This window comes from uncultured Brachyspira sp., from assembly GCF_944390845.1.
Classification (GTDB): Bacteria; Spirochaetota; Brachyspiria; order Brachyspirales; family Brachyspiraceae; genus Brachyspira; species Brachyspira pulli.
Genome location: NZ_CALXRM010000006.1, coordinates 32,737 through 45,210 on the forward strand (window position 1 = coordinate 32,737; position 12,474 = coordinate 45,210).

The following is a 12,474-nucleotide window of genomic DNA, read 5'->3' on the forward strand; positions in this document are numbered from 1 at the left end:
AAGGTTTATAAAATCATGGAGATTATATTAATTTATTTATTTGAAATACTAACTATTGTCATACTTATAATATTATCAGCATTATTTTCTGGAAGTGAAACAGCATATACTTCTATTGATGATGTTACATTAATGCGTTTGGTAAGAGAGAAAAAAATAAAAGAAGAAGATAAAAAGTATTGGGAAAAATCAAGTTCTATGATCCCTACTCTTTTAGTTGGAAATAATATAGTAAATATCACAGCAAGCTCTATAATAACAGTATTTGCTATAAGGCTGGCAGATGCTTTGCCATACTTAACAACAAATGTTATGGTAACAATATCAACAGCTACTATAACAATATTAATTATCATATTTGGTGAAATATTGCCAAAAGTATTGATGAGAGTAAATGCTGAAAAAGTAATGCCTTATCTTTTATATTTTATGAAATTCTGTCATTTCATATTCAAGCCTATAACTTTTTTAATGGATAAGGTAACAACTTTCATAATGAATTATTTTGTACCTAAAAAGTTAAGAAATGCAGAAAAAAGAAGTGCTTTATCAAGTATGGAAGATATCACCACTATAATTCATTTAGGACATAAAGAAGGTATAATAAAAGAATATACCCATGAACTTCTTACCGGTGTTATAGATTTTAGAAATAAAACTGTAGAAGAAATAATGACTCCGCGTGTTGATATGGTATGCATAGAAGCTGAAACAGATGTTGATGAGATAATTAAACTTACTGTAGAAACTGGTCTTTCAAGATTTCCTGTTTATGAAGAAACTGTTGATCATATAATAGGTATATTTCATACAAGATCATTATTTAAAGAATATGTTAAAGTAGGCGGTAAAAAAGCAAACAAGATAAGAAAAAAAGCTATTGATTATATTATGCTTCCATATTTCGTACCTGAAACTAAAACTATAAGCAGTTTATTTAATGATATGCAAAAAAAGAAATTACAAATGGTTATTACTATTGATGAATACGGCGGAACTGCCGGACTTGTTACTATGGAAGATATAATAGAAGAAATTATGGGCGATATAGAAGATGAAAGCGATAAAAAAGAGGCTGATGTAATAAGATTTAAAGGAAAAAGAATTATAATAAACGGAAATGCTTCTATAGAAGATGTCAATAAAACTTTAAAATTAGAATTAGAGCATGAAGAATATCAAACTATAGCTGGATATGTTCTTGATATGCTTGATCATATTCCAGAGACTAATGAACGTTTTATACTAAAAGGTTATAGAGGAAGAATAATGAAAGTTGAAGACAGAAGAATTGTAGAAATGGAATTTACTCCTCTAAAATACACAAGAGGTAAGGATAATATAGACAATACTGAAAATAATGAACAAATAGATATGCATGATATGGAAAAAAATGATTTAGAAATTGCAAATGAATAAGATAATAAAAATAACAAACTATAAAAACAATTAGGTAAAAAACTATGATAAAAAATATTATTGCTATTATATTCTTCTTATCCTTATTAATTTCATGTTCCGACAATGAAGCAAATAAAAAAGAAGAAGAAAAAATTCCTGAGCCGCCTGAAAGTATTAAATTGGTATTTACTGGTGATATAATGACTCACCCTACTATAGTTAAGGCTTTTGAAAGTAATGATGTTTTAATAGATTTAAAAGATTACTTTCAAGGAGACATTGTATTTGCCAATTTAGAATTTGTTGTTAATACCAATAAACCTCCTATGCCTTATCCTGAATTTAATGGTTCATTGGATTATTTAAAATATTTTTTCAATTATTTTAATACATTTTCTATTGCCAATAACCATGCCTATGACCAAGGGGCTCAAGCAGAATCAGAAACGGTTGCTGAGCTTCATAGAAATAATAAATTAACTTTAGGAGGTTCTACTAATTCTCCTAGCATAGCTCCTATCATAACAAATATTAACAATGTGCCTCTTTTCATATCAGCATATACAATGCTTGATAATGGATTAAGTCATAAAACAAATAAAAATGATCATTTCTATTTTATGAATTTTTTCCCTAAACAAGAAGATTTAATAGAAAAAGTAAAATCAGATTTGGCACTTGCTACAAACAATGAAATAAAAATAATATCTCTTCATTTCGGATTAGAATATACAACTGCTCCTGAAGAAAAAACAAAAGAAACTGCAAGAGCTTTAATAGAAAATGGAGTTGACATAATAGTAGGACATCACCCGCATGTTCCTAGACCTGTAGAAATATATGAAGGTACAAATCATAGCGGCATAATAATATATTCTTTAGGAAATTTTATAGCAAACCACAAAGGAAGATATCCTTATCTTGATATAGGTACTGTTGTTTCATTAGAAATTAATGAAAATAAAGAAATTAATTTTTCTTATGTGCCAACTTATTATGCATTCTTCAAGAAAAGCGGATTTGATTTTGTTATGAAGCCTATCAAAGAAGATCCTAATATAAATATGCCTACTCTATCAAGCAATCATATTTATAGTGCTTATGATACCAATGCGATAAAAAAAGGTTATGAACTTATACATAATTTTTACTCTCCTCTAACGAATGAAAAAGTAAAAACTATGTTTGCTGATAATATAACTAATAACAGCATTGTATCTAATAATAGTTTAGCTCATAGATAATTTATAATACTATAGAAAATACAAATAGCTTCATTAACGCACGGTAAATAAAATTATATTTACTTATTAGATTATAATTCAAAACAATCATATATAAAAAAATTTTATTCTGCGTGCGTTGTATAGATTATAAATTTAAACTAAATTTGGGTGGGTGTTTTTAAATTCTAATTAAAATAATAAAAAATAAGAAAAACATAAATTCAAAACTAAATTAACAAATCTAAAGGGCGGGCAATGAAAATAAGTTTTAAAACTTTATTTACATACCATGCCATTTAGTACTTGCAATAATGATTATGTTATAATAAAAATATAAATTAATCTATTAAAATAGTATTAGTTTCACTCAATATTTTTATATACTTATCTAAAAGACTTCTAATTTTTTTATCATTAACTGAATCAATATTTTTTATATATAAATACGTACCATATAAATTATTTCTTAAATAAGATATAAATAATAATAATGTTTTATCTATATCCTTAATAGATGATACATTGGTATTAAAACTATATTTATTAAAACCAAATTCCAACATAACATCAATAACACTAATAATATTATCTAAATATATATTTGTAATTTTTTTATTTTTTATTAATTTAGATAATTCTTCAAAATTTAAATTTATAAAATCACTAAAACTAATTTTATCTAATAATTTATAATCTAAATAATCCTTATCAATTAATTTTCCTTCACACAAAGTACATTCAACATTTTTTCTGCTTGATTTGATATTGTTAATAAGGTTTTCATCTGGAAAATATTTACCCTGTGTAATTAATAATGGTATTATTCCCTGCCAGTATACATTTTTTCCATCTATTTTAAATACTTTCGAAAAATCACCGTATAGAAGTAAATACTTATCTTCATCTGACATTTTATCAAAATCTTTATCTATTTCATTATTATATATCTTTTTTAATTGTTTTACAGCTTCAGAATAATTTGAAATCTCTTTTAGAAATTTTAAAATAGACTTATTTAAAATATTCTTATCAAATATTAAATTTAAATCTATCTCATCAACACTGCCGCTACCATAACATAATTTACATTTACCAACTTTACTATCGACATCAAAAACATTCAATAATAAATTTCTATTATCTCTATTTTCAGAAAATGCTAAAGATATCATATCTTTAATATTAAGTAAATCTATAATTGAAGATGATTTTAAATATCTATTTTTAATATTATTAAAATCTATTATATTTATAATAGGTAAATATGTTTCATTTTCATAAATTTCATCATTGTGCTCATAATTAGGAAAAATAGAACTAATATATTCTGTATTTGAATATTTAGCTAATTTTTCAAACAGATTAGTATTATTTATTTTATTAATATCAAATTCATTAATCTTAGTTTCAAATATAATTTTTTGATTATTTACTTGTTTTATATTATCTATTTTTTTATTTTCATTTTTAATTTTACTCTTATTTTTTACAGCAATAGTTGTAGGAGTATCACAATTTAAAAAATCATCTAATTTACCGCAATAAAGCAAATATCCTCCATCATCTCCTGCTTTAGGCCCTATTTCAATAATATAATCTGTTTGCAAAATAAAATCTAAATTATGTTCTACATTTATTATTGTATTATTATTTTTTTGTATATCTCTCAACATTTCAAGTAATACTCTAATATCTTTATTATGTAAACCGCTTGTAGGTTCGTCTAATACTATAATATTATTTTTTAACTCATTAGAGAAAATATGAACAAGTTTTAAACGTTGATATTCACCTTTGGATAAACTAGAAGCACTTCTATTTAATGTTAAATGTCCTATTCCTATTTCAATGCATTTTTTAAAAATATTATTAAAAGTTTTATTATCCGATAAAATATCATATAATTCAATAATTGAAAAATTTAACAAATCATCTATATTATAACCTTTATATTTATATTTTAATGTTTCATCATCAAATCTTTTACCTAAACATTTAGGACACATACCTAAATATTCATTATAAACACTTTTTATAATTCCATTTCCATTACATAAAGTGCATTTTCCTTTATTTGAATTTAAAGAAAATATTACACTGTCTGTTTTTGAAAGCCCAAAAAGATTAGAAATTAATTCTGTTAATTCTAAAATAGAACATACATTTGAATTACTTGATCTTGCATATAATGATTGTGATAGATAAAATATTGAAGTATTTTTTTTATTTATATTATTATTTTCGCAAAATGGAATTAGATGATTCTTTATAAAACTGGATTTTCCGCTTCCTGATACACCGCATACAGCAGTTAAAGAATATAAAGGTATATCCACATTAAAATTTTTTAAGTTGTTAGAATTACAATTACTAATTTTAAGCATTTTATCTGACAATATATTATATTTATTTTTATCATTATCAATAATACTGCTATTCTCTTTTAAGTATAATACTGTTGGAGTTTTATATTTATCTATATTGTATATATAGTCTTGAAATAATAAATTACCGCCATATTTTCCAGCACCCTCACCTATATCTATAATATAATCACAAAATGTCAATATATCTTTATTATGCTCTATTATAATTATAGTATTTCCTTTTTCCTTAATTTTATTAAACAAATTTATTAAATCCTTTATATCAGATGAATGCAAGCCTGATGTTGGTTCATCTAATATAATCATACTATTAGATATAGATAATGATATATAAGAACATAATCTTATCCTTTGAACTTCTCCTCCGCTCAAAGTTTTGCTTAATCTATTCAAATTGAGATATCCGCATGACATCATATTATATATATTTAAATTATTTTTTAAAATTTTTAATTCTGTAGTTAGACTATTGTCATTTGACAATTCTATCATATTGCTTATAACATTATATAATTGATTAATTGATAATTTTAATAAATCTCCAATAGAATAATCAAATAATTTTATATTAAATACAATATTATCAATTCTAGTGCCGTTACAAGAACTGCAAATCTTTTTTTCTATTAGAGGTTCAATATATTTTAATCCTTTTCCTTTCAAATAACCTTCTATTAAAGAATTAACAATACCATTAAAATTCAGTACATATTCTATACCTCTTACTTTATATTTTATAATATCATTTCCGCCGTAAAATAATAAATGTTTCTGATTATCATCTAAATTTGAGAATTTAGCTTTAGAGGTAAATCCGTAATGTTTTGCAAATATTTCTATATCCTGTACAGTAGTATTTGAATATTGTACTCCTTTGTCACTTACAAATTTAATAGCACCTGATATAATAGATTTATTTTCATCATTCAATAATTTTAAATAATCTATAGTTATTTCTTCACCGCTTCCACTACATTTACGGCAAGCACCTCCGCCATTATTAAAATCAATATTAAATGAAAATCTTTTATGCAATTTTCTTTCAATTATACTATTACATGAACTGCATATAGTATGAGTTTTTGGATTAATAGCAGAATACAACTTAGGTATATCAATAAGCACTTCTAAATTCAATTTATTATAAATATTTTTTATTATATTTTTAATATTTTTACTTGGCTTATCTAATAATATAGTAATATATCTTGCTGTCTTTTTATTCTTAGTTTCTTTCTTATCCTTATTAAAATATTTCAATTCTTTTATTTTAATAATTTCATTTATAGAATTAAAACATTCATCTATATTATCAGCCATTTCCATTTCTATTAATAAATTAAAATCATAATTTTCTATTACAGTAAAAATATCATCATTAACCTTATTACCGCAATTACAGCAATACAAATCTGCATATTCAACAAATATATTTCTCAAATTCTTTAATATTCCTGAAATTGTACCTAATGTAGAATTTCTATTATTTATAGAATTTTTTACTTCTATCCATATAGCAGGAGGATTATTATTTATGCTTGCCACATCTGTTACATTATCATCTATTAATTCATTTCTTAAAGACTTATTTTTATTTATTAAAAATTCTTTATATGAATATTGAGCTATTATATCTCTAGCCAATGTAGTTTTACCGCTTCCTGATACACCTGTAATAGCTATTATTTTATTTAAAGGAATGTCAATTGATATATTATTCAAATTATTTTTTCTAGCATTATTAACTTTTATACACATAATAATCTCCTGCCTGACTATTGATTTTGATAATTCTTTTCTAATACCAAAATATATGAATCTACAAAATCATCTTTAGGTATTCCAACATCTTTTAATATAATTTTATCTTTTATAAGATAAACTATATTATAAAAAAACTTATTAGACAAATTAATAATATAATCAAATATATCTTTATATAGATCAATAAATATAACTATAATTTTAGAATCATCATATAATAATTCATTTGATTTAATAAAAATATTAGTAAGCAAATCATTATTATTTTTATCTTTACAACTATTAGTTAAATATTCAAAGTCTTTAGGACTAATTTTAGAGTTTAAAACATCATTAATATTTATTTTATAATCTAATATCTCTACATCAAGAGGGGGATTGGTTACTATAAAATTATACTTTGATTCAAAACTATATGTTGAAAAATCATTTCTAATAATATTTATAGAATTATTAAATCCATATTTATCAATATTTTTTTTCATTAAATTACATGCTATGCCATTAATCTCTATACCATCAATTTTATATCCACTATCAGCCAAAAATATACTTATAGGACCAACTCCGCATCCAACATCTAAACCATAACCATTAATATAATTTAAAGATTTTAATTCATCAAAATGTTTACAAAATAGTTCAGCTATTCCAAATTTATTACAAACTAAATCATTAACAAATAATTCATAATTTTTATCTTTGCATTTTAAAATAGATATAAATTCATTATTAATTTTATTTTGCATTTACAGCCCTTGATACTAATGACAAAAACTCTAATTTATTCTCTTTCCATACACCATTACATATATCATTAAAAATACAATCATTACAAAAATCAGCTTTAAATCTCATACCGCAATTAACTTGATTATAATCGAAAATATTTTCTTCTTTACTGTTAAATAAATCTATCTCTGAAGGCCAATAACTTTCTCCTACACATTTTTCTATACCACGCATCAAACAGTACGGAATTCCCTCAGTGCGTAAAATATCATGAGAAATATAATTTTTTATAGAATGTATAGCTTTAACTGTTTCTAAAAGTCCTACCGCATATTCATTATCATTTTCAATATGCATAACAGAGAACTGCATTATAGAAGGTCTAAAAGGAATAACTATATCAATAATACTTTTTAATTCATTTATGTTTAAAGAAGAAACAACGGTATTTGTATATATATTAGCATTAGTATACAATGATATATTATCAATAGACTTCATTAATCTATAAAAAGAATCACTATTTCCTGTAGCTTTATTATGTGTATCAGCAGAAGCACCAAGTATAGAAAATGATATAGAAAAATTATAATTATCTGATATAGTTTTTATTGATTTAAATAATTCAGAATTAATATCTATAAGACCATAACCATTACTCTGAATTATAATTTTTTTATATCCAATTTCAACAGCATAATTTAATATAGAAATTAATTTTTCCTCATCGTATGTTGGTTCTCCTCCGGAAAGGATAATTGATTTACATCCTCTATTATATCCATCAAAAACAGCATCTTTTAATTCTTCTAAACTTATATTAATATTTTTATAACTATTTGAAAAACAATAACTGCATTTATTACAGCATTGATATGTAACTTTAATATTTAGGCAATGCATAATCAACTACTCTTTTCATATAGCAAATCAATTGATGTTTTGCTGCACAATACTCTGAAAATAAATTTTCTGATTTTTTTAAGAATATATCTCTATAAGCTATACAGCCGCCATGACATATATTATTGATATCACATTTACTGCAAGCTGTATGTATTTGATTATAAAAATTTTCATATTGAGGATATTTTTTAGAAGAAATAAATTCTTTCAATTCATCGTCTGTAACATTTTCTAAATTGCAGATATATGCTTTATCTCTTTGTATATCATGTTCAAAGGAATCGCAAAACCATAATTCTTTATTAGGAAACAATGTCAAAAAATTATTACATTTATCCTCTCTATATTCACACCAAGTAACCAAAGTACCTGTTATAGAAGCTATAATACTAGCTATAGGATCTATAACAAATTTTTTATATAAATCTTTATTTTTTCCAATATCTTTAATCCATAAATCAAAAATATCTATCATAAATTTAGAATATTCAAGAGGTCTTATACCATCTTTTTCAACTTCTCCATAATTATTAAAATTATAACATGGAATAAATTTAACAAAATGAGGCTGTATACTTCTTAAAAAAGTATAAATTTCATTGGCATATTTTAAATTATGGTTACCTACAACTGTTATAGTTGTAATTTTTATATCAGTTTTTTTTAATAAATTAATAGCATTAAAGACATTATCAAATGAACTTTTATTATTTTTAGTCAATCTTGCTTTATCATTGACTATTTTATCACCATCTATACTTATACTTATGATTCTTTCACTAAATATATCTTGATATTTTGAAAATAATTCTATCCATTCATCGTCTATTAATGAGCCATTAGTTTGCAAGGCTACATTAAATAATACATTATATTTAGAATTGACTTCTACTAATTTGGAACAAAATTCATCAAAAAATTTCTTACCTTTTAATAAAGGCTCTCCGCCATGAAGCATCCATAAAATTTCAGAATCAGGGAACAAAATTGCAAACTTTTCAATAAGCCCGCATAAAAATTCTATTGACATAGAGGTTAAATTCAAATCTTCATATTCATCTCTTTTAAACTCATAACAATAAGAACATCTTAAATTACAATCTAAAGTAGTTTTTAAAACTATGGTTTTTATTAACCCCATAAAATTTATTAATAACCTTTATTATATTTAGCGTAATTACCCCAGCATGCAAGCTCACTTCTAGTTTCATCATTCTTTATAGTTTCTATAAAAGAGGCTAATGCTGCTATCTCTTCCTTTGAATATTTTTCATTGATTACAACATTATCAATATCATTCATATTTATCCTCCAGACATTCTATGATTATAACATATAGGTATATTATTACAAGCCATAAAAGCAAAAATATATTTTATTTTTTAAGCATATAAACATTAAATGTAATCTAAATATTATAATTAAATAATATTTAGATTACATTTTTATATAAATAATAATTTTTTAATTATTGACAAAGATTTCGATATATACTATATTATTATACTAATATGAGTAATAATTATGCAAGAGAAATAGACAGCGTATTTTCCATAGACGCAATTAATTTTATGAGAAAGTCGATAGTAGACGCTTATGGAAATGAAGTATATTTTGGAATAAATTTTAATGCTTATGGTATACTTGATTATATAGAAGTAATGGCAAGAGGAAATAAAGACTCTGTACCTGCAATTATATCATTATCATTAGAATTTGATGCTGTAATTCATAATCACCCATCTGGACAGCTTACACCTTCAAGAGCCGATTTAGCAATAGCAAGCGAACTTGGAAATAATGCAGGAGTTGGATTCTATATAGTAAATAATGATGTTGATGAATATTATGAAGTTGTAAAGCCTATAAAATCAGAAAATGTAAAAACAATAGATACTCCAGATGCTTTATATATGTTTACTGAAAATGGAACATTAAGTAAATTATTAAAAAAATATGAATACAGACAGGAACAAACAGAACTTGTAGAAGCCACAATAGAAGCATTCAACAATAATAAACATTTAATATCAGAAGCTGGTACAGGTATTGGAAAATCTTTTGCATATTTAGTACCTGCCCTTTTATGGCTTAAAGAAAATAAAACCAGAATAGTAATATCTACTAATACAATAAATTTACAAGAACAAATAATTTCAAAAGATATACCATCTATTATAGGCGGAATTGCTCCTAGTGTAAAATACGCTTTAGTTAAGGGACGCAATAATTATGTATGCATTAAAAAAGTAAAAGAAGCTTTAAACGATGCAGACAGATTTGATTTTGAAGAACAGGTACATTTTTTTGAAGATATAAATAATTGGCTTAATGTAACTAAAGACGGATCAATCACAGATTTAGGATACAAACCTAAAGGCGAATTATGGGAAATGGTTTGCTGTGATACAGATACCTGCACACATAGAAAATGTGAATATTTAGAAGACTGCTATTTTTATAAGATGCGTAAACAATTAAATGCTGCTCAATTATTGATAGTCAATCACCATATACTTTGTGCAGATTTATCTTTATATGCTGAAACTGCTGGAAGATATAGTCTTCTTCCTAGATACACAAAAGTTTTAATTGATGAGGCACATAATTTCGAGAATTCTGCTTCCAGTTACTTTGGTGATGAAGGAAGTAAAAACGGTATACTAAAAGCACTTTTCTATATTTCAAGAATAAAAAAGAATAAAAGACTTGGGGTTATAGAAAGCATTAATATTATGCTTAATGAAAAAAAAGCATTAATTGAAAAATCAGAATATGATGAAATAATAGATTTAATAAATAAAGCACATGATTATACAGCAAGATTAAAAAATGTTGTAGATGATAAATCAAAAGAATTTATTAATTATTGTCATAAAAACATACAAACAAAAGAAGGATTGGGCTACAAATTTAGAATAAGTCCTGAACTTGTTAGTACAGCTCATTGGAAAAATGACGGGTTAAAACCTCTCAGAGAAATGGTATTATCAATGACTTCGCTTGTAAATACTTGCGATAAATTATATAAAAAGTTTTTTGATATTGCTATAGAAAAAGACTTTGATTATGAAGAAATAGCACAGATGTCAAATGCCTATTTAGAAAGATTAAAAAGACAATTAGTATCATTAAATGCTGCAATAGATTATAAAAAAGATGAATATATAAGATGGATAGAAACAAGACTAACTAAAAAAGGAAGTCTTATACTTAATTGGCATTTAACACCTGTTACAGTTGCAAAAAATTTGAATGACTATTTATATTCAAGATTTGATACTGTTGCAATGTACTCAGCAACTTTAACAGTTTCAAAAAGTTTTAATTTCTTTTCTAATAGATTAGGTTTTGATTTTATAGAAAAAAATAAAAAAATAGAAATATATTTGGAATCTCCATTCAATTATGAAGATAATGCAAGGCTTTATATTGCAACAGATATGCCTGATGTAGCAAGCGATACATTTAATGACTTCACATCAAAAATATTATTAGATGTATGCGATATCACTGGAGGCAGAGCATTTATATTATTCACTTCATTTTCATCTCTAATGAGCGTTTATGAAAATACATCTGAAAAATTAAAAAAGAAAAATATAAATGCATTAGCACAAACAGCATCAGTACATAGACATACATTATTGGATATGTTCAAATCTTCTTCAAACAATGTACTTTATGGGGTTGATTCATTCTGGGAAGGTGTGGACGTTGCAGGAAAAAATTTAGAAGTTGTTATAATACCTAAATTACCATTTGCAGTACCAACAGATCCTATAAGTGAAGGAAGATACAGATTCATTGAAGAAAATGGCGGCAATGCATTTTTAGATTATGCCCTACCTTTTGCAGTTATAAAATTCAAACAAGGATTCGGAAGACTTATAAGAAGCAAAGATGACAGAGGTGTTGTATTTGTTCTCGACAGAAGATTATATACCAAAAATTACGGAATTCAATTCATTCAATCACTTCCTAATGCTACACTATTAAGAGGAAGCATGAAAGAAATATTTAAAGATATGAATAATTTTTTTGATTATTAAAACAGC

8 protein-coding genes are annotated in these 12,474 nt (G+C 24.5%); 3 read left to right on the forward strand and 5 right to left on the reverse strand.

What is annotated here, in order from left to right:
* The first annotated feature begins 15 nt into the window (after nt 1–15).
* On the forward strand, nt 16–1,419 hold the full coding sequence (locus tag Q0K52_RS02200; protein WP_297296002.1) for a hemolysin family protein: 1,404 nt from the start codon (nt 16–18) through the stop codon (nt 1,417–1,419).
* 44 nt (nt 1,420–1,463) lie between these two features.
* Nucleotides 1,464–2,645: a CapA family protein gene (locus tag Q0K52_RS02205; RefSeq protein WP_297296004.1), complete on the forward strand. Its 1,182-nt coding sequence runs from the start codon at nt 1,464–1,466 to the stop codon at nt 2,643–2,645.
* A 320-nt stretch (nt 2,646–2,965) separates the two neighbouring features.
* On the opposite strand, the gene Q0K52_RS02210 is transcribed toward Q0K52_RS02205, so the two are convergent.
* From Q0K52_RS02210 to Q0K52_RS02230, 5 genes are read right to left on the reverse strand one after another with little or no spacing between them, the layout of a single operon-like run.
* Nucleotides 2,966–6,772 carry an ATP-binding cassette domain-containing protein gene (locus Q0K52_RS02210; RefSeq protein WP_297296006.1) on the reverse strand — a complete coding sequence of 1,269 codons (3,807 nt, stop codon included), beginning with the start codon at nt 6,770–6,772 and terminating at the stop codon, nt 2,966–2,968.
* A 17-nt stretch (nt 6,773–6,789) separates the two neighbouring features.
* Nucleotides 6,790–7,527, reverse strand: a complete 738-nt coding sequence (locus Q0K52_RS02215) for a methyltransferase (protein WP_297296008.1) — start codon at nt 7,525–7,527, stop codon at nt 6,790–6,792.
* Nucleotides 7,517–8,413: a radical SAM protein gene (locus Q0K52_RS02220; RefSeq protein WP_297296010.1), complete on the reverse strand. Its 897-nt coding sequence runs from the start codon at nt 8,411–8,413 to the stop codon at nt 7,517–7,519. Before Q0K52_RS02220 ends, Q0K52_RS02215 begins: the two co-directional genes overlap by 11 nt.
* The gene (locus Q0K52_RS02225) at nt 8,394–9,557 is read right to left on the reverse strand and encodes a radical SAM protein (RefSeq protein WP_297296013.1); all 1,164 of its coding nucleotides are present in this window, start codon (nt 9,555–9,557) and stop codon (nt 8,394–8,396) included. The genes Q0K52_RS02220 and Q0K52_RS02225 overlap by 20 nt, the downstream gene beginning before the upstream one ends.
* A gap of 8 nt (nt 9,558–9,565) precedes the next feature.
* Nucleotides 9,566–9,718, reverse strand: a complete 153-nt coding sequence (locus Q0K52_RS02230) for a hypothetical protein (protein ID WP_297296015.1) — start codon at nt 9,716–9,718, stop codon at nt 9,566–9,568.
* 209 nt (nt 9,719–9,927) lie between these two features.
* On the opposite strand from Q0K52_RS02230, the gene Q0K52_RS02235 reads away from it, so the two are divergent.
* On the forward strand, nt 9,928–12,468 hold the full coding sequence (locus tag Q0K52_RS02235; RefSeq protein WP_367270949.1) for a helicase C-terminal domain-containing protein: 2,541 nt from the start codon (nt 9,928–9,930) through the stop codon (nt 12,466–12,468).
* The last annotated feature ends 6 nt before the right edge of the window (nt 12,469–12,474 follow it).